We start from the raw sequence: 19,172 nt of genomic DNA, 5'->3' as shown, positions 1-19,172 counted from the left end.
TCAGGGTATAACATTAGAGAAACGGTGACCAAGAAGGTGATTTCACCTCACCTTGACCCACCGGTAATCTGGCCTTAAAGCGTCCATCCGTAGAAACTGCTGCTAATACTTGCTTACCTTGGTGCGTGGTGCCATAGATCACCATAGTACCGTTAGGAGCCACACTTGGAGATTCATCCAAACGTGTTGATGTTAGCACTTGCATAAACCGCGTATTAAGATCCATACGCGCAATATTAAATTTACCATTGGTACGATTAACAAAAATCATACTACGACCATCAGGTGCAATTGAGCCACCTAGATTCCATTCACCTTCAAAGGTTTCACGGTTCACTTTACCTGAGTTCAACTCTACCCGATAAATTTGTGGTCGACCACCGCGCTCAGAGGTGAAAATCAATGACTTTCCATCAGGATACCATGACGGCTCAGTATCGATAGCATAGTGATTTGTAATACGCTTAATCGCTTTTGTCGCAATATCGATAACATAGATCTCAGGTTGACCGTCTTTAGACAAGGTCACTGCTAATGATTTGCCATCAGGCGAAAACGCCGGCGCACCGTTAATACCAGGGAAAGAGCTCACCTTAGTACGTACTTGGGTATACAAGTCTTGGACGAATATTTCAGCTTTCTTATTTTCAAAGCTGACATAAGCTAAACGACGACCATCAGGTGACCAAGTTGGTGACATCAATGGCTCTGGCGAGCGCAATAACATTTGCTCATTTACACCATCATAGTCAGCCACCATCAATTGATATGGTGCTTTCTGAGTGTGATTAACAACCACATAAGAAATGCGAGTTAAGAATGCACCACGAATACCGGTTAATTTTTCATAGACGATATCGCTAATTCTGTGTCCATACTGGCGAAATTGTGCCGCTGAAATCACAGTTTGACGACTATCCATTAAAAATTCTGTTGGGCTTACAGCGCCTTTCAATGCTTGGTTTTGTGCTTTAACCAAATCGATTAAATCAAAATTCACCAAATATTGATCCGGACCATAAGGCTTAACTGTTCCTAGCACTAACGCTTCAGCACCTACACTCGTCCAAGCATTGGCTTGAAACTGCGCTAGAGCACCAATATTACGCTGCGGTAAACCCAGATCATCTAAGGGTTTAAAAGTTCCGCTACGTATTAGATCAGACATCACCACATCCGCAATCGCTTGTGGCGCAGCGCCGGGGCCTTGCCAAACAAAAGGCATGACAGCAATCGGACGCGCTGCGTCAACCCCTTCGGTGATCACAATATCCAATGCCGCTTTTGCGGGGGTGGTGCACAGCAGAACTGCTAGTGCTAACCATTTTGCCAAAATTTTCATGAGACTCCTTTAATTAAAACGTTGGTTCAACGATTAAGTTAATTTCTTTCATCAAGTTATAAACTGCAGGATCCGGAGACACTGGCAATTTACCCGCCTTCAAAATCGCCGCTTTTGCTGCACGACAAACATTAGGATCACCGCCCTGAGTTTGACTGCTGATCACAAAACCATCATTTGCTAATCGTACAGAGACAGTGCAAGTCTTACCACGCATAGACTCATCCACTACCAAATTACGTTGAATAGTTGATTTTATCATTGCCTGATACTTACCGACTTCACTCTGCATCTGCTTATTCATGGTTTGCGACAGCGCCGCCTGCTCAGCCGCTAATGCATCAGCCATTTCCTGCTCTTGATCGGCAAGAGCTTTAGCATCCGCTTTAGCTTTGGCATCTGCTTTAGCTTTGGCATCTGCTTTAGCTTTGGCATCTGCTTTAGCTTTAGCATCTGCTTTAGCTTTAGCATCTGCTTTAGCTTTGGCATCAGCCTCCGCTTTAGCTTTAGCTTCCGCATCTGCTTTTTGCTTACGATCAGTTTCAGCTTTCACTGCAACAGCTTCAGCTTTGGCAGCGGCGGCTTCTTCAACCTTGCGTTTTTCTACCGCTTTTTGCGCCGCCTCTTCAGAGACCTTACGTTCCTGTTCTTTCAGCTTACGTTCAGTTTCAGCTTGAACCGCCTTAGCCTTTTCCTGCTGCTGTTTTACCTGCGCAAGTTTGGTGGCTTCATTGGCTTTTTGGGTTTCAACTTCTTGCTGCTTACGTTCTTGCTCTAACTGTTTAATTTGCGCTTGTTCACGTTCGCGAGCTTTAGTCGCTTCTTGAGCTTTGCGCTCAAGCTCGGCTTGGCGTTCTTGCTCTCGACGCTCTGTATCACGCTTTTCTTGCTTAAGTTTCTCAACTTGATTAGCCACTTTTTGCTGATCAACCATAACCGCTTTGATTGCTGGTGCGCTAACTTGTTGCATAGGCTCAGGTTTGTGAGAAAAATCTATTCCTAACGCCAGAATAATTATCACGCCAATATGAATACCCGCTGAAATTGACAGAGGTAATGTTACATCTGACTTATCTGCCACCTATTTCTCCTTGGGTGAATCCGTCATCAAACCGACTGATGGCACGCCAGCTTGCTGCAGTGTCACCATCAACTGAATCACTTTATCGTAAGGAATATTTCTATCGGCTTTAACCACAACAGGACGCTCAGGTTCAGTCACGATAAGTGCAGCCACTTCCGTTGCCAATTCTTCCAAATCCATAGGCACATTCGTTGAACCGCCTTTATTGAGGAAGTAATCACCGTCACCATCGATTGAAGCAACAATGGGCGGCTTACTGTCATTGGGTAACACTTCTGCCGCCCCTTGAGGCAGCTCAACTTTGACACCTTGGGTTACTATGGGTGCTGTTACCATAAAAATAATTAACAGCACGAGCATGACGTCGATATAAGGCACCACGTTGATTTCAGCAACGGGGCGACGACGTTTGCGCTGATAAGCTGGTTGCATTATGCCCCTTCCTTCTCACTGTATGCTTGGCGATGCAAAATGCTGGAGAACTCTTCCATAAAGTTTGCGTAGGCCATTTCTAATTTATCAACTTGAGTCGAGAAACGGTTGTACGCAATTACCGCTGGAATTGCAGCAAATAAACCCATAGCTGTTGCAATCAAAGCTTCTGCAATACCGGGCGCAACCATAGCTAAGGTGGCGTTTTCCATCGAACCAATAGCGATAAAAGAATTCATAATTCCCCATACCGTACCAAATAAACCGATATAAGGGCTAGTCGAACCTATTGTTGCTAATAACGGTAAATTCGCTTCTAACTTTTCCATTTCGCGAGAAAGTGTCACACGCATAGCCCGTGATGTCCCATCCATAACGGCATCAGGCACTTTGCTATTTAATTTATTTAAGCGTGAATATTCCTTAAAGCCTGTAACAAATAATGACTCTAAACCACTATTATCTGGGCGTGATAATAATTCTTTATAAAGACGGTTTAAATCGACACCTGACCAAAATTTATCTTCAAACTTACCCGATTTACTTTTTGCTGCTGACAGTAAGCTACGGCGTTGTAAAATCACCGTCCAAGACATTACGGATAAGCACAGTAAAGTGAACATCACAAATTTTACTAATAAACTGGCTTGTAAAAATAACCCAACAATCGACATATCAGCTTGCACTGTCAAACTCCTGCACAATATTTAAGGGAATCGCTCGAGGACGCATCCGTGACAGCGCAACACAAACTACCAGCACTGTGCCTTCACAATAACAGTCTCCTTGCTTATCGACCAAGCGTTGATGAAAGATCAACGAGGCCTTTTTCAACTCTATGACCTTAGTTTCTACAATAAGGTTCTGTTCAAAACGTGCCGCTTTGCGAAAATCTAATTCCGCACGCTTTACCACAAAGGCGGTATCGTCAGCTAATAGCGCAGTCTGACTCACGCCAAGGGCTTTTAGCCACTCGGTTCTCGCTCGCTCAAAAAAGTTGAGATAGTTTGAATGATAGACAACGCCGCCAGCGTCGGTGTCTTCGTAATAGACTGAAATAGGCCAATGAAACATCATTTGAAAATAAGCAAGTTTTGGTTGAAAAATTGACGCTTACTATACCTAGGGAAACAAGACTTGTGAATCACCCGATGAAGATATAGATAGGAATAGCAGGGGTTTCAGCTGAATGAGTGTAATTGTAAAAGACAATGGGGCCAAAGGGCCCCATTTCATTAACATAGTTGGTTATTTTACGATAGATAATTTGCTACTTTGCAATAGTTTGCGGCAAAGTCAGCCCAAAACTCTGCCACAAGAAACTGTAGATATCGGCAAACTCATCGATCTTCATCGCCGTAGGTTTACCGGCTCCATGACCCGCATTGGACTCAATACGCATAATCACAGGTTCAGGGCCCAACTGCTTATCCTGCAACATAGCAGCGAACTTGAAACTGTGTAATGGCACAACACGATCATCATGATCCGCAGTCATTACCATAGTCGCAGGATAAGCTTGCGCTTTCACATTGTGATATGGCGAATAAGCCAATAGCGCAGGGAATTGATCTGCTTTATCGGCACTGCCGTATTCACTCGTCCAAGCCCAACCAATAGTGAACTTGTGGAAACGCAGCATATCCAACACGCCCACCGCAGGTAATACGGCAGCAAAGAGCTCTGGACGTTGAGTCAACGCCGCGCCCATAAGCAAGCCACCGTTACTACGGCCATAGGCACCTAATTTCGTGCTGTTTGTGTATTTTTCGCTTACCAAATATTCAGCAGCAGCAAAATAGTCATCAAACACATTTTGCTTTTTGTCGAACATCCCCGCTTGATGCCAGCTTTCGCCATACTCAGCACCGCCACGTAAACTCGGCACGGCATAAATGCCACCCATGTCTAACCAAGCGATATTGGCAGGGCTAAAACGTGGTGTCATCGAAATGGCAAAACCACCATAGGCATAAAGTAATGTCGGATTTTGACCGTTTTTCACTAAGCCTTTTTTATAGGACAACATCATAGGCACACGCGTACCATCTTTGCTGTTATAAAAGACTTGCTCAGAGACATAGGCATCGGGATTAAACGAGACTTTAGGTTTAGCAATCACACTTGATTGAGCGGTTTTAAAATCAAATTTATAGGTAGTTTCTGGCTGAATATAGCTATTAAACACGTAATAGAAATAGTCTTTGCTTGCCTTACCAAAAGGTCCAGTCACATTACCTTGACCGGGCAGCTTCACATCTTGGCGCTTTTGTCCGCCCATACTGTAAATCGACAATTGACCTAATACATCGTGTAAATAACTCACCACTAAATGATCATTAATAATAGCGACACTATTAATCGGATCCTTAGACTCAGGAATAATGGTTAGCCATTGGGATTTATCACTATTGCGAGTATCAATCCCAATAATTTTACCATTAGGCGCATCTAAGTCGGTTTTAAAATAAAACACTGAGCCATCATTGCCAAGAAACTCATATTCAGCTTCTAAACTAAGGATCAACTCTACTACTTGCGATTTAGGCTCAAATAACGATTTATAGAAAAAACGATTACGTTTATCCGTGCCTTGTGAAATCGACAGTAATAGATATTCGCCTTTATCGGAAACTTCAATACCAAAGCCCCAGTCTTTATTCTGTGGACGCTCGTAAATCAATAAATCTTGGCGCTGATCGGTGCCTAATTTATGGTAATACACTTTTTGGTTGAAATTGACATCGGCCAACACGTCTCCACCTGCGGGCGCATCATAACGAGCATAAAACACGCCTTGGTTTTCTTTATCCCAAACAGCGCTCGAAAATTTAATCCATTTCAGTTCATCGGCGAGTTTTTTACCCGTCGCAATATCGATAAACTGCCATTGCTGCCAGTCTGAGCCAGAATTTGAAACGCCATAGGCTAAAACTTTACCGTCATTACTCACAGCAACGCCGGATAAGGCAACAGTACCATCCGCAGACAGTTTATTTGGGTCAAGAACAGGCTTTTCAACACCATCTAAACCTTTAACATACAAAACCGATTGCGCCTGTAGGCCATCATTGCGGTAGTAAAATTGGTTGTCGCCGTTTTCAAACGGGGCAGAGACTTTTTCATAATTCCACAATTCTGTGATGCGTTCGACCACAGCTTGTTTATTGGGGATCTTAGCGAGATAGGCTTGACCAAAGTCTTGTTGTTCTTTTACCCACTCTTCAGTTTCAGGCGTATTGGCCTCCAGATGACGATAAGGGTCCGCCACTGCAACACCATGAATGGTTTCGACGAGGTCATCTTTTTCAGTGGCGGGGTAAACCAATTTATTTGTACTGGCCTGATCAACCGCACTTTGTTCAGGTCCATTACCACTTTGGCAGGCACCGAGCGCCATTCCCAACGTGGCAACTAACAAACCTTGCTTTGCAAGGCGAAATCTTAATGCCATCTTATTATTGTCCTTCTTGTGGTTTTGAGCTTAAAGCCCTTTCAACAAGTACTATACAAGCAAAAAAGCTCATGGCAATGGCGTAACTTAAGATGAAGTATCTAGGGCTATCGAGTAGATTTAACAAAATAGCATCAATCATAAGCTTATTGAAGTGTATTATTATGCAGAAATAATGAGTTATAAGTTATTAATCAACACAGATAGTGACTTAAGTGACATAGGTCACCTTTCTATTCATTAGAAAAACTAATGCTTACGAGCAATTTTTCTCGTTTGTTTTATAGCAAAACTCACCATAAAATACCCTTGTTTTCAGTAGATAACTGCTTGCAGATATCGAAAACCAAGAACTTTTTAAACTGAAGTATTCCCAACGCTTCAGTTTTATCCCTGGTTCTTATGCTTGACTTCCTTCCTTCAATTTGTTGATTGTAAATGCATTATTTTTGCAGCCTGCTTATTTTAAGCGGGCTTTTTTTGTGTATTTTTTAGCAATCTATCGTTTACCAATACAATCTAGCTAAATCGTTCATCCGCACTCGTCTGACTGACTCTTTCAGCCAGCTTAAGGCCAATTATATTGGCTCTCGTCATAATGAATGTCATTAATCTTATCAATATTGGCCATCGCTATAATGACTTAATTGCTATGGTCGCTTTAATTACGACAGCCATGATTGATGGTATTTAGAAATAACAAAGCCAAGTCAGAAACTTGGCTTTGTATTAATATTTAAAACTCAACTGTTTAAACTACCCAGTTAAGCCTGTGCGCCGACTACAGTGGCTTACTGATCCGTACTACAACACGGCGGTTACGTGCTCTCTCGTCCGTCTCATCATTAGAGGCTACATGACGACGCTCACCATGCCCCACTGTAACAATACGGTCCTGAGGGATGCCACTGGAAACAAAAAAATCTTTTACTGATTCGGCACGTTCGTCCGATACCTTTTGGTTTACAGAGCGGCCGCCATAACTGTCGGTATATGCATCAACTAACACTAACTCCACAAGAGGATCATAGGCTAAGTATTCTTGGACTCGCGACAGTTGTTGCTGTGAAAAATGGGTTAAATCAGTACCGCCCTCATTATAATTTAATACAGTAAAAGCAATGTCATCAAAGCTGTAGGGCAATAAGTGCGCGAGACAAGCTTTAAACTCTGTGTATTTGCGGCCAAAGTTAGCTGAAGATAAACCCACTGCAATTTTATTCGACTCATTGTACCAATCAGCATAGTAAAATGTCGGTTCCATACCACGACTTAACTCCGCCAACATAGACCACGCCGCACGCTTAGGCACCTCACCATTAAAATACTTTTGATAATGCAGCGAAGTGATCTCTTTCGTTACCACTCCAGGACGCCATTTAGGCGCCTTACTCATTAGCTTAGCTTGAGTCACTTGGTCCGGTTTTACCCACATATCTAAGGTAAAATTCATATTTTGTTGTTTACCCGCTTCACTGGTAAAAATTGCTTTACCGTAAGAGGGAATATCGTGTTCTAAGCGGCATACGATGGGAGAACTCTCACTCATCCGCCATTGGGAATCGCTTAAGGTGGCCACATAATGGCGCAACTCTGCCATTGCAGTTGCTGGAACGCATAAAATTGATACTAAGATCAGTTTTCGCCACATAGCCTTTACTCTTAATTAATCGGGTACATGGCTTTATCGGCAAACTATTTAGTTCCTTTAGCCTATAAAACCATCAATCAAGCATGACACACCCGAACACATTTAGCATAATAGCGCCCTGTGAATTTTCTTGAGTACTTTATGAGTGACATTTGCGACGCGAACAAATTGAAATACCGATTTCGAGGCTACTTTCCCGTAGTCATTGATGTCGAAACTGCGGGCTTCAACTCTCAAACCGATGCGTTGCTAGAAATTGCCGTCACCCTACTAAAAATGGACAGTGAGGGCGTGATAGGAATCGATAAAACCCTACACTTCCACATTGAGCCCTTTGAAGGCGCAAATTTAGAACCAGCAGCCCTAGCATTCAATGGAATAGATCCAACCAATCCGTTACGGGGAGCGGTGAGCGAAAAAGAAGCCTTTTTAGAAATTTTCAAAGCAGTGAAAAAAGCCCAAAAAGACTCTGACTGTCATCGCAGCATAATTGTGGCGCACAACGCCGCCTTCGATCATGCTTTTGTCAGTAAAGCGATTGAACGTTGTGATTTAAAACGTTCGCCGTTCCATCCTTTTGCGACTTTCGATACAGCCACATTGGCAGGGCTTGCCATTGGTCATACCGTGCTGGCTAAAGCCTGTATCATGGCAGGTATCCCCTTTGATAATAATGAGGCCCATTCTGCCTTATACGATACTGAACGCACTGCAGAGCTATTTTGCCTTATTGTTAACCGCTGGAAAACATTAGGTGGTTGGCCATTACTCGCCGCTAATGCGCAGGACATTGAAGATAAGATTGAAGATAAAACTGAGGAATAAACTGAGCCATTGATGCTCATGTTTAAGCAAGCAATAACCAATAAAAAAGCTGCCGTTAGGCAGCTTTTTTATTTAACACGCAACACTGATTAGAACATGTTAATTACAGTGAGCTTGCGTTTTCAGAAAGGTAAGCAGCAACACCTTCAGTGCTTGCATTCATACCTTTGTCGCCTTTTTCCCAGCCAGCAGGACATACATCGCCGTGCTCTTCGTGGAATTGTAATGCATCGATCATACGCAGCATTTCGTCAACGTTACGGCCTAATGGCAGATCGTTAACCACTTGATGACGAACCATGCCTTCTTTATCGATTAAGAATGAACCACGGAAAGCCACGCCTGCTTCTGGATGCTCAACATCGTATGCTTTACAGATTTCGTGCTTAACGTCAGCGACTAAAGTGTACTTAACTTGGCCAATACCACCTTTATCAACTGGGGTGTTACGCCATGCATTGTGAGTAAACTGAGAATCAATTGAAACACCAATCACTTCTACGCCACGCTTAGTGAACTCTTCCATACGGTGATCAAATGCGATCAACTCTGATGGACATACGAAAGTGAAGTCAAGTGGATAGAAGAATACGACTGCTGGTTTACCTTTAATGGCTGCCGTTAAGTTGAAGCTATCAACAATTTCGCCAGAACCTAATACAGCTGCAGCAGTAAAATCAGGAGCCTGACGGCCTACTAATACGCTCATTTTATATCTCCATCTATGAGTTGAACTAAGTGTAAAGCAAGATCCCTGATGACCAGAATATCTGCCCCAACCTAAGCTGAGTTAAATCTTTACTGATGAAAAGGTGTTCTTACCAATCAAATCTTTAGGCATTATAAGTCGTGTGCTGTGCCTTACAACCTATTTAAGACCAATATCACATTTTTCAAGGGCATTTCCATTTTTCCTGCCTAAGGATAGAGCAATTTACAGTTCTTGTATGTGCCACATTCTACATTTGCCTAACACACCACAGCTTGTCTGTTCACATTTTCAGATATTTTTCAGATAAGACGTTAGCAAACTGGACAACAACTGCATTTGCAGTCGAAAATAGCCCTTTAGCTTAAGAATTAAGAAATTTGATTATGAATGCAGTCGTTATTGCAGTGTGCTTAATGTTAGCACTCAGTTTAGCTAGGGTGAATGTAGTTATCGCTCTCACCGTGAGCGCCCTCGTGGCGGGATTGGTAGGCGGAATGGATCTGCACCAAACTATAGATGCCTTTAATACAGGCTTAGGTGGCGGCGCACAAATTGCGCTCAGTTATGCATTATTAGGCGCCTTCGCTGTCGCACTATCGCATTCAGGTTTAACAACACTGATTTCTAGAAGCATCATTAGTAGCCTTGGACAAGATCCTAATCCCACTAACACTAACTGGGTTCGCTGGTTACTACTGTTATCGCTACTCGTCATGTCGATGGCTTCACAGAATATTTTACCGATCCATATCGCCTTCATTCCGATTTTAGTGCCACCACTATTGCACGTAATAACCAAACTCAACATCGACCGTCGCCTTGTGGCTTGTGTCCTGACCTTCGGCCTAGTCACCACCTATATGATTTTACCGATTGGTTTTGGTGGTATTTTCTTAAATGATATTCTGCTTTCCAACTTAACCAGCAATGGCTTAGCCGCAGTACGAGATCAGATACCGCCCGCCATGTTAATTCCTGCCGCGGGCATGGTGGTCGGTTTACTCACCGCCGTGTTCATCAGTTACCGTAAACCTCGGAGTTATAATGAGGCTAAAGTGCTGGTCGCTGAACCTGAAGAAACCCTTAATAAACGCAATATAATCATTGCCGCAGTAGCGATATTAGCCACCCTAGTCGTGCAACTCGAAACCGATTCGATGATTTTTGGCGCCTTAGTTGGTTTTATGATCTTTAGTTTTTCGGGCGCATTAAAACATGTCGCCGACCAAGATATTTTTAATCAAGGCGTGCGCATGATGGCCAACATTGGTTTTATCATGATTTCAGCCGCAGGTTTTGCCGCCGTAGTAAAAGAAACCGGTGAAGTAGGTACACTTGTGGCTTCTCTGAGCGATATTATTGGTGATAATAAAGCGCTTGCCGCCTTTTTGATGTTACTAGTTGGTCTGTTGATCACTATGGGCATCGGCTCGTCTTTTTCCACCATCCCAATTATTGCGACGATTTATGTCCCACTGGCGTTGAGTTTTGGTTTTTCAGTCGCCGCAACCATAGCATTAGTTGGCACCGCAGCAGCGCTAGGTGATGCTGGCTCGCCTGCATCCGACTCCACCTTAGGCCCAACGGCTGGACTCAATGCCGATGGTCAACATGATCACATTCGTGACAGTGTGATCCCGACGTTTATTCACTACAATATTCCCCTATTAGTGTTTGGCTGGATTGCGGCTATGGTGTTGTAACTCTGTACTGTAACCATTAATGCCTAAACGCATAAAACAAAAAGGCCGAGTCGCATTGCGATTCGGCCTTTTTTATCAAGTACCTTAAACATTAACAAATAATATTAGCCGGTGCTGGAGCGCTAACTTAAGCTAGATAGAGGACAACACAACCTCTAGAGCCCAGAGCTTCTCACAAGTTCAGATTACTTAGTCCCAAAAATTTTATCACCAGCATCACCTAAACCTGGCAGGATATAGCCTTTCTCGTTTAGACATCTATCAATAGCGGCAGTATATAATTCAATATCTGGGTGTGCCGCTTCTAACGCTTTAATCCCTTCAGGCGCCGCAACTAATACGAGAGCTTTGATTGAAGTACAACCGCGTTTTTTCAATAAATCAACGGTCGCAATCATAGAGCCACCAGTTGCCAACATAGGGTCGACAACTAAGGCGATACGCTCGTTCATGTCGCTGGCCAGCTTCTCAAAATAAGGCACAGGCTCAAGGGTCTCTTCGTCACGATAAATACCGACAACTGAGATACGCGCACTTGGGATATGCTCAAGCACACCGTCCATCATGCCCAAACCCGCACGTAAAATCGGCACAACAGTAACTTTTTTACCTTTGATTTGGTCGACTTCAACCGGACCATTCCAGCCTTCAATCGTCACCGTTTCAGTTTCGAAATCTGCGGTAGCTTCATAGGTTAATAAACTACCCACTTCAGCGGCTAGCTCACGGAAACGTTTAGTGCTAATGTCACCTTCGCGCATTAAACCGATTTTGTGACGCACTAAAGGATGTTTAACCTCGACAACTTTCATTTTTCTCTCCTACTTTATTTTTCGGCGTATTATTTTAGGCAAATTTTTCAGATTCTAGTTGATTTGTTTACTAGGTAAAACAGAAAGTTTTGCCATTCGGTCTAATCGTGAGCTATCTCCCAAGAATAATCCCCAATCGTCTAAGATACCTACTGTGATTTACTATTTTGTGACCAAACTCAAGACCTCTAAAAATAGAATATCTCGCATTCAGACCAAAAAAACTCCGCCGAGGGGCATAAATCCAAATCATGACTTTCGACCCCTAGCACAAGCTGGTAGAATACCGCCGCATAAAATCCAATAACGATGTACCCGAGAGGATCCCTCCGTGAGCACACCTACCCCACTGAGCTATAAAGATGCCGGCGTTGATATTGATGCAGGTAATGCACTGGTAACTAACATAAAAGCAGCCGTTAAACGTACCCGTCGTCCAGAAGTTATGGGCAACTTAGGTGGTTTTGGCGCCCTGTGTGAAATCCCCACTAAATACAAACAACCGGTTTTAGTGTCTGGCACCGACGGTGTTGGGACTAAATTACGTTTAGCTATCGACTATAAAAAACATGACACCGTCGGTATCGACTTAGTGGCTATGTGCGTGAACGACTTAATCGTTCAAGGCGCTGAGCCACTGTTTTTTCTCGATTACTATGCAACGGGCAAGCTAGATGTTGAAGCGGCGACTGCTGTAGTGAACGGTATAGCCGAAGGTTGTTTCCAATCTGGTTGTGCATTAATTGGCGGTGAAACCGCTGAAATGCCAGGCATGTACGAAGGTGACGATTACGACCTAGCTGGTTTCTGTGTAGGCGTAGTTGAAAAAGCCGATATCATTGACGGTAGTAAAGTTGCAGCGGGTGATGCGCTTATCGCATTAGCCTCAAGCGGCCCTCATTCAAATGGTTACTCTTTAGTACGTAAAGTATTAGAAGTGAGCCAAGCAGACCCTCAACAAGATCTCAATGGCAAACCGCTAATTGAGCATCTACTTGAGCCAACCAAAATTTACGTGAAATCATTGCTGAAACTGATCGCAGCATCAGACGTACATGCAATGGCACACATTACTGGCGGCGGCTTCTGGGAAAACATCCCACGCGTACTACCAGATAATTTAAAAGCGGTTATCCAAGGCGATTCATGGCAATGGCCTGCTGTTTTCAGTTGGTTAATGGAAAATGGCAACATTGCAGAATATGAAATGTATCGCACCTTCAACTGTGGCGTCGGCATGTTAGTCGCGCTGCCAGCCGATAAAGTGGATGCAGCACTGGCATTACTGGCGGTTGAAGGCGAACAAGCATGGCTTATCGGTGCTATCGCAGATCGTGAAGGCAATGAAGAGCAAGTGGAGATCCTGTAATGCCCCAGAGCTGTCGTGTAGTTGTATTAATTTCCGGAAATGGCAGTAACCTGCAAGCGGTTATCGACGGTTGCGATGATAATCTGCAGGCCGAAGTTGTCGGAGTCATCAGTAATAAACCCGATGCCTATGGCCTAGTGCGCGCTCATCATAGCGAAATTGATACCAGCTGCGTGATAGCTCACCAAGGTGAATCTCGCTCTGAATACGATGCACGTTTAATGGCGGTGATTGAGCTGTATCAGCCCGATTTAATCGTACTAGCTGGATTTATGCGTATTTTAAGTGATGATTTCGTTAATCATTATCTAGGTCGCATGATCAACATTCATCCTTCGCTGCTACCTAAATATACCGGTTTGAACACCCATCAACGTGCTATTGATTCAAAAGACAGTGAACATGGCGCTAGCGTGCATTTTGTCACGCCAGAGCTAGATTCAGGCCCAGTGATTTTACAGGCTAACGTGCCTGTTTATGAAGACGATACCGCGGATATGCTTGCCGCTCGCGTGCATGAACAAGAGCATGCCATTTATCCACTCGTGGTGAAATGGTTTAGTCAGCAGCGGCTTAACATGCAAAATGGCCAAGCCTATCTTGATGGCAATCTTATCGGTCAGAGCGGTTACGCGCCCGATTAAAGCGGCTTTAAGCGTTAGTAGAAGCGAAATCACAAATAGAGACCTTCGGGTCTCTATTTTTTTAACTATTTTCTATAAAAGCATTGTTTTCTCGGGCAATGTGGCATTAGATAACTGAATGAAAAGTGATTTTTTGCTCGGCATAATAAGAGACTATTAGATGAAAAATATTATCTGCGATATCGATGGTGTACTACTACACGACAATAAACTGATCCCCGGCAGCGACAAATTTATCCAGCGCATTTTAGAGCAAGGCAATCCGTTAGTGGTATTGACTAACTATCCCGTACAAACGGGTAAGGATCTGCAGAACCGTTTAAGTGCCGCCGGTATTGATATTCCTGAAGAATGCTTTTATACCTCCGCCATGGCCACCGCCGACTTTTTAAAACACCAAGAAGGCAGCAAGGCCTATGTCATTGGCGAAGGCGCCCTCACCCACGAACTCTACAAAGCAGGCTTTACCATTACCGATATTAACCCCGATTTTGTGATTGTCGGTGAAACCCGCTCTTACAATTGGGATATGATCCATAAAGCCGCCGGTTTTGTTGCCCGTGGCGCTCGCTTTATTGCCACCAATCCAGATACCCACGGCCCAGCCTACAGCCCTGCTTGTGGCGCATTGTGCGCACCTATCGTACGGATTACCGGCAAAAAGCCTTTCTACGTGGGTAAGCCAAGCGCATGGATTATTCGCTCAGCGCTTAATCATATGGATGGACATTCGGAAGATACCGTGATTATTGGCGACAATATGCGCACCGATATTTTAGCGGGCTTCCAAGCTGGGCTTGAAACCATCCTGGTCACCAGTGGCGTGAGTAAGCTTGAAGATATCGACAAAGAACCGTTCCGCCCGAACCATGTATTTGCCTGCGCAGGCGACATTGATGTTGTTTAACCACAAGTCAAACCATTAACCTCGCTTTATTAAGTCATCACTCATCACTTAACTTAAGTGTTTGCCTATGCAATAAGCTTCCTTTAAAGGCGTATGACATTAAGCAAGGCAACATTAAGTAACACATTCATCTGCCGCTCGGCCTTGTGGCTCACAGCGGCTTGCTTCATGATAAGCCTCACCTCTGATTGATGAACAGAAATCTAAAATTCCTTAATTAAAACAACAGTAGGATTAACCTATGCGACGTCTGTATCCACTCTGTGCATTAGCCATGCTCAGCGCCTGTAGTCCAGATACATCAGTACCCGATGGCAACAGCACTTTGGCTGAACTCAAATCAGTGCAGTTTAATGAAGCGCGCTTTAGAAATGATATTAAAGCCCTGTCATCCGATGAATTTGAAGGCCGCGCGCCTACCACTCACGGTGAAAAACTCACCTTGGATTATTTGACCAAAGCCTTTACAGAGATGGGACTCAAGGGCGCGTACCAAGGCAGCTTTTTACAACCTGTGCCTATGGTGAGCTATACCGCAGATGAAGCGCAGCAAGTCATGCTGGCAGGATTACCCTTTAAATACCGAAAAGATCTAGTGCTCAGCAGTCGCCACGATAACGGTGGTATTAGTATTGAGAACGCACCATTAGTCTTCGTCGGCTATGGGGTGAACGCACCCGAATATGGTTGGAATGATTACCAAGATCTCGATATGAAAGGCAAAATCGCGGTGATCTTAGTGAACGATCCCGGCTTTGCTCGCCCTGACTCGGGGAAATTCAACGGCAAAGCCATGACCTATTACGGCCGTTGGAGCTACAAATTTGAAGAAGCCAGTCGTCAAGGCGCACTCGGCGCACTGATTATCCATGATACCGAGCCCGCCTCTTACCCTTGGTCCGTGATAGAAAATAGTTGGACTGGACCACAGCAAGATCTGGTCCTCAGTAAAGCAGAACAAGATAGCCGTATCCAAGTCGAAGGCTGGCTTACACTGGACGCAGCGACACAACTGTTCGATAAAGCCGGTTTATCACTGCCTAATTTAATGGCGCGCGCCGCCGACAGCTCAATCAATTTACCCCTTGAGCAAACGGCCAACATCGCCTTTAAAAATAAAGCCGAATACGCGAATAGCTACAATGCGGTCGCCACACTCCCCGGCAGCACACAAGCCGACGAGCAAATCCTCTACACCGCCCATTGGGATCACATAGGTAAAGACGAGACGAAAGCAGGCGATCAAATTTATAACGGCGCCATGGATAATGCCTCGGGCACTGCCGGCATTCTCGAAATCGCCAGACAATTAGCCGACAATGCCAAACAAGGCAACGGTTTAGCGCGCTCGGTCACCTTTATTGCCACCACAGGTGAAGAACAGGGCTTACTCGGTTCGCGCTATTACGCTGCTAATCCACTTTACCCTATCAACAAAACCGTGGCAGTGTTAAACCTCGACAGCACGAATATCTACGGTAAAACCAATGATTTTACTATCGTTGGCAAAGGTAAATCCGAGTTAGAAACCTACCTTATCGATGCGGCGAAACAACAAAACCGCATCGCCATGGGTGAGAAAAATCCCGCTTCGGGCGGTTTCTTCCGTTCAGATCATTTCAGCTTTGCCAAACTGGGCGTCCCAGCGGTCTTTGCCGGCGGCGGTAGCGACCCCGTTGATGAGGCCACGGCTGCTTATAAAACCCAGATGCAAGCCACGATGAAAGGCTGTTATCACAATGTCTGCGATGAATACCATGAAGACTGGGATTTGAGCGGCGCGCTGCAAGATTTGCAAGTCTACTACCAAGTCACGCGCACATTGGGCAACAGCAAAGATTGGCCGGGATACTATCAAGGCACAGAGTTCAATAGCCTGCGTCCAGCTAAAACGACGCTTATGACAGATACAAAATAGCAGCTTGTGAGAGGCGTCGTCTCTTATTGACGCCCGCTAGTAGCACCTGCGAAATAAAGCACCTGCTGAATAAAGCGCCATCTCAGCCAGCACGGCAAAGCGCCAAACAAGATTAAAAAGCACGTGAACCATTCACGTGCTTTTTTGTTTTTAGCTCACAAACAATGCCGTTATCGCGAAATATCCATCCCACAACGCCATTATGAATAGGCTTATGCCATTTGTTGATGTCAAACTCGACGCATTAATTGATTAAAAATAAAACACTTAAACGAGCCAACTCATTATTTATGGTCTTTTTTAACGGTTTTTCTGTCATCGACACTTTTTTAAAACACATTGTGAATTCCCCAAAACCCCTCACGCCAAATCAGACAATAAAAACAAATCATCAAAAATAACGTAAATTAAATGAATTATTCTCAAATAAAAGCATTAAACACAAACATCTAAATCAACAAAAACACCAATAAACAGATAAAACATCAAAAATAGTGTTTGGCAAATACCTAAATTGCTGGCACATTAAACCTCAATTGAGACATCCTCAAATGACAGACAGTGTGGGAGTTGTACTATGTGTTCAATCTTTTCGATTTTAGATATCCAATCTGATGCCAAAGAACTGCGCCAAGTTGCGCTAGAAATGTCTAAGCTAATGCGCCACCGTGGCCCTGACTGGTCAGGTATTTATGCCAGTGATAAGGCAATTCTTGCCCACGAACGTTTAGCGATTGTTGACATTGAACACGGTGCCCAGCCACTGCTGACCGAAGATGGCAGCTTGATCCTTGCGGTCAACGGCGAAATCTATAACCACAAAGAATTGAAAGCACAGTTAGGCGATAAGTACAGCTATCAAACCAACTCTGACTGCGAAGTAATCTTGGCTCTGTATCAAGAATATGGCACTGACTTCCTTGATAAATTAAACGGTATCTTCGCCTTTGTGTTATATGACAAAGCCCAAGACAGATACCTTATCGGCCGCGATCACATGGGTATCATCCCGCTATATACAGGCCGTGACGCTGCGGGTAACTTCTATGTTGCCTCCGAAATGAAAGCCTTGATGCCAGTGTGTAAAACGGTAGAGGAATTCTTACCAGGTCAATATTTGTACTCAAGCGATGCTGCTGCGGTGAAATACTACACTCGCGATTGGCAAAGCTATGATGCGGTTAAAGATAATCCAGCCAGCCAAGAAGAATTGCGTGACGCATTAGAAGCGGCGGTCAAGCGCCAATTAATGTCAGACGTGCCCTATGGTGTGTTGCTGTCGGGCGGCTTAGATTCATCGATCATTTCCGCCGTGACGCAAACCTTTGCTAAACGCCGCATTGAAGACGATGGCGAAACCAACGCTTGGTGGCCACAGTTACATTCCTTTGCCGTCGGCCTTGAAGGTGCGCCAGATTTAATCGCCGCCAAAAAGGTCGCCGAAGCGATTGGTACGATTCACCATGAGATCCATTTCACCTTCCAAGAAGGCTTAGATGCGATTAAAGAAGTGATCTATCACTTAGAAACCTATGATGTCACCACCATACGTGCTGCCACGCCAATGTATTTAATGGCGCGTAAAATCAAAGCGATGGGCATTAAGATGGTGTTATCTGGTGAAGGTGCTGACGAGCTATTTGGCGGCTATTTATACTTCCATAAAGCGCCAAACGCACAGGCATTCCACGAGGAGTTAGTCCGTAAACTCGATAAACTGCATCTGTTCGATTGTCTGCGAGCCAACAAAGCCATGGCCGCTTGGGGATTAGAAGCTCGCGTGCCCTTCCTCGATAAAGAGTTTATGGATGTGGCGATGCGCATCAACCCTGAAGCGAAAATGTCTAAGGATGGCCGTATTGAGAAACACATTCTGCGTAAAGCCTTTGAGCATAAATTGCCAAAAGAAGTGGCGTGGCGTCAGAAGGAACAATTCAGTGACGGCGTGGGCTACTCTTGGATTGACGGTTTGAAAGAACAAGCTGCAGCGCGTGTGGATGATTTACAATTGGCGAACGCGAAATTCCGTTTCCCATACAACACGCCAGAAACCAAAGAAGCCTATTTCTATCGCTGCTTCTTTGAGGAACATTATCCACTGAGCGGCGCTGCAGAAACGGTTCCAGGTGGTAAATCCGTCGCCTGTTCAACGCCAGAAGCATTAGCTTGGGACGAAAGCTTACGCGGCATTATCGACCCATCGGGCCGAGCAGTACGCTCAGTGCATACCTCAAGTTATTAATAGCCTAACGCTGAAGGACTAAGTTCATAAATTAGGTTAATGACCTAGATTGATGAGCTAAGTTAATTAGGTTGATG

At 44.4% G+C, this 19,172-nt stretch carries 16 protein-coding genes; 7 read left to right on the top strand and 9 right to left on the bottom strand.

The annotated features are described in order from the left end of the window. Positions 1-13: 13 nt before the first annotated feature. The 7 genes from tolB to motY all read right to left on the bottom strand — a co-directional run bounded on the left by tolB (position 14) and on the right by motY (position 7,963). Positions 14-1,342: a Tol-Pal system beta propeller repeat protein TolB gene (gene tolB / locus ACRN9H_RS09750; protein ID WP_432313494.1), complete on the bottom strand. Its 1,329-nt coding sequence runs from the start codon at positions 1,340-1,342 to the stop codon at positions 14-16. Positions 1,343-1,355: 13 nt separating this feature from the next. Further along, the gene (gene tolA / locus ACRN9H_RS09745; RefSeq protein ID WP_432313493.1) at positions 1,356-2,423 is read right to left on the bottom strand and encodes a cell envelope integrity protein TolA; all 1,068 of its coding nucleotides are present in this window, start codon (positions 2,421-2,423) and stop codon (positions 1,356-1,358) included. Then, entirely contained in the window at positions 2,424-2,858 is a 435-nt protein-coding gene (tolR, locus tag ACRN9H_RS09740; protein ID WP_113938780.1) for a protein TolR, read from the bottom strand. Further along, a complete protein-coding gene (tolQ, locus tag ACRN9H_RS09735; RefSeq protein ID WP_432313492.1) occupies positions 2,858-3,544 on the bottom strand; it encodes a protein TolQ in 687 nt (228 codons plus the stop codon). Before tolQ ends, tolR begins: the two co-directional genes overlap by 1 nt. After that, complete coding sequence (gene ybgC / locus ACRN9H_RS09730; RefSeq protein ID WP_006081251.1) at positions 3,534-3,935, bottom strand: tol-pal system-associated acyl-CoA thioesterase; 402 nt, start codon at positions 3,933-3,935, stop codon at positions 3,534-3,536. The genes tolQ and ybgC overlap by 11 nt, the downstream gene beginning before the upstream one ends. 193 nt (positions 3,936-4,128) lie before the next feature. Beyond that, positions 4,129-6,312 (bottom strand): prolyl oligopeptidase family serine peptidase, encoded by a 2,184-nt coding sequence (locus ACRN9H_RS09725; RefSeq protein WP_432313491.1) that lies wholly within the window; start codon positions 6,310-6,312, stop codon positions 4,129-4,131. A 781-nt stretch (positions 6,313-7,093) separates the two neighbouring features. Further along, positions 7,094-7,963, bottom strand: coding sequence for a flagellar protein MotY (motY, locus tag ACRN9H_RS09720; protein ID WP_432313490.1), 870 nt, complete (start codon positions 7,961-7,963; stop codon positions 7,094-7,096). A gap of 141 nt (positions 7,964-8,104) precedes the next feature. Here motY and rnt point away from each other — a divergent pair, with 141 nt between their 5' ends. After that, entirely contained in the window at positions 8,105-8,788 is a 684-nt protein-coding gene (gene rnt / locus ACRN9H_RS09715; RefSeq protein WP_432313489.1) for a ribonuclease T, read from the top strand. 103 nt (positions 8,789-8,891) lie between these two features. Here rnt and ACRN9H_RS09710 read toward each other — a convergent pair whose 3' ends face one another. Continuing rightward, entirely contained in the window at positions 8,892-9,497 is a 606-nt protein-coding gene (locus ACRN9H_RS09710) for a peroxiredoxin C (protein ID WP_076498416.1), read from the bottom strand. A 386-nt stretch (positions 9,498-9,883) separates the two neighbouring features. Here ACRN9H_RS09710 and ACRN9H_RS09705 point away from each other — a divergent pair, with 386 nt between their 5' ends. Continuing rightward, positions 9,884-11,203, top strand: coding sequence for a Na+/H+ antiporter family protein (locus ACRN9H_RS09705; protein WP_432313488.1), 1,320 nt, complete (start codon positions 9,884-9,886; stop codon positions 11,201-11,203). A gap of 185 nt (positions 11,204-11,388) precedes the next feature. Here ACRN9H_RS09705 and upp read toward each other — a convergent pair whose 3' ends face one another. Next, positions 11,389-12,015: a uracil phosphoribosyltransferase gene (upp, locus tag ACRN9H_RS09700; RefSeq protein ID WP_011789711.1), complete on the bottom strand. Its 627-nt coding sequence runs from the start codon at positions 12,013-12,015 to the stop codon at positions 11,389-11,391. A 331-nt stretch (positions 12,016-12,346) separates the two neighbouring features. Here upp and purM point away from each other — a divergent pair, with 331 nt between their 5' ends. From purM to asnB, 5 genes are all read left to right on the top strand, one after another. Beyond that, entirely contained in the window at positions 12,347-13,384 is a 1,038-nt protein-coding gene (gene purM / locus ACRN9H_RS09695) for a phosphoribosylformylglycinamidine cyclo-ligase (RefSeq protein WP_432313487.1), read from the top strand. Further along, entirely contained in the window at positions 13,384-14,028 is a 645-nt protein-coding gene (gene purN, locus ACRN9H_RS09690; RefSeq protein ID WP_432313486.1) for a phosphoribosylglycinamide formyltransferase, read from the top strand. The genes purM and purN overlap by 1 nt, the downstream gene beginning before the upstream one ends. Before the next feature lie 160 nt (positions 14,029-14,188). Further along, positions 14,189-14,935, top strand: a complete 747-nt coding sequence (locus tag ACRN9H_RS09685) for an HAD-IIA family hydrolase (RefSeq protein WP_432313485.1) — start codon at positions 14,189-14,191, stop codon at positions 14,933-14,935. Positions 14,936-15,176: 241 nt separating this feature from the next. Continuing rightward, on the top strand, positions 15,177-16,853 hold the full coding sequence (locus ACRN9H_RS09680; RefSeq protein ID WP_432313484.1) for a M28 family metallopeptidase: 1,677 nt from the start codon (positions 15,177-15,179) through the stop codon (positions 16,851-16,853). Positions 16,854-17,430: 577 nt separating this feature from the next. Continuing rightward, the gene (gene asnB, locus ACRN9H_RS09675; protein ID WP_432313483.1) at positions 17,431-19,095 is read left to right on the top strand and encodes an asparagine synthase B; all 1,665 of its coding nucleotides are present in this window, start codon (positions 17,431-17,433) and stop codon (positions 19,093-19,095) included. The last annotated feature ends 77 nt before the right edge of the window (positions 19,096-19,172 follow it).

This window comes from Shewanella sp. MF08487, assembly GCF_050848685.1.
GTDB lineage: Bacteria > Pseudomonadota > Gammaproteobacteria > Enterobacterales > Shewanellaceae > Shewanella > Shewanella glacialipiscicola.
The sequence above is the reverse complement of the archived record's forward strand: the minus strand, read 5'-3'. Positions and strand labels throughout refer to the sequence as shown.

Coding starts and splice junctions, on each gene's coding strand:
- tolB (WP_432313494.1), bottom strand. CDS start 1,342: ATGAAAATTTTGGCAAAATGGTTAGCACTAGCAGTTCTGCTGTGCACC.
- tolR (WP_113938780.1), bottom strand. CDS start 2,858: ATGCAACCAGCTTATCAGCGCAAACGTCGTCGCCCCGTTGCTGAAATC.
- ybgC (WP_006081251.1), bottom strand. CDS start 3,935: ATGATGTTTCATTGGCCTATTTCAGTCTATTACGAAGACACCGACGCT.
- ACRN9H_RS09725 (WP_432313491.1), bottom strand. CDS start 6,312: ATGGCATTAAGATTTCGCCTTGCAAAGCAAGGTTTGTTAGTTGCCACG.
- motY (WP_432313490.1), bottom strand. CDS start 7,963: ATGTGGCGAAAACTGATCTTAGTATCAATTTTATGCGTTCCAGCAACT.
- rnt (WP_432313489.1), top strand. CDS start 8,105: ATGAGTGACATTTGCGACGCGAACAAATTGAAATACCGATTTCGAGGC.
- ACRN9H_RS09710 (WP_076498416.1), bottom strand. CDS start 9,497: ATGAGCGTATTAGTAGGCCGTCAGGCTCCTGATTTTACTGCTGCAGCT.
- ACRN9H_RS09705 (WP_432313488.1), top strand. CDS start 9,884: ATGAATGCAGTCGTTATTGCAGTGTGCTTAATGTTAGCACTCAGTTTA.
- upp (WP_011789711.1), bottom strand. CDS start 12,015: ATGAAAGTTGTCGAGGTTAAACATCCTTTAGTGCGTCACAAAATCGGT.
- purN (WP_432313486.1), top strand. CDS start 13,384: ATGCCCCAGAGCTGTCGTGTAGTTGTATTAATTTCCGGAAATGGCAGT.
- ACRN9H_RS09685 (WP_432313485.1), top strand. CDS start 14,189: ATGAAAAATATTATCTGCGATATCGATGGTGTACTACTACACGACAAT.
- ACRN9H_RS09680 (WP_432313484.1), top strand. CDS start 15,177: ATGCGACGTCTGTATCCACTCTGTGCATTAGCCATGCTCAGCGCCTGT.
- asnB (WP_432313483.1), top strand. CDS start 17,431: ATGTGTTCAATCTTTTCGATTTTAGATATCCAATCTGATGCCAAAGAA.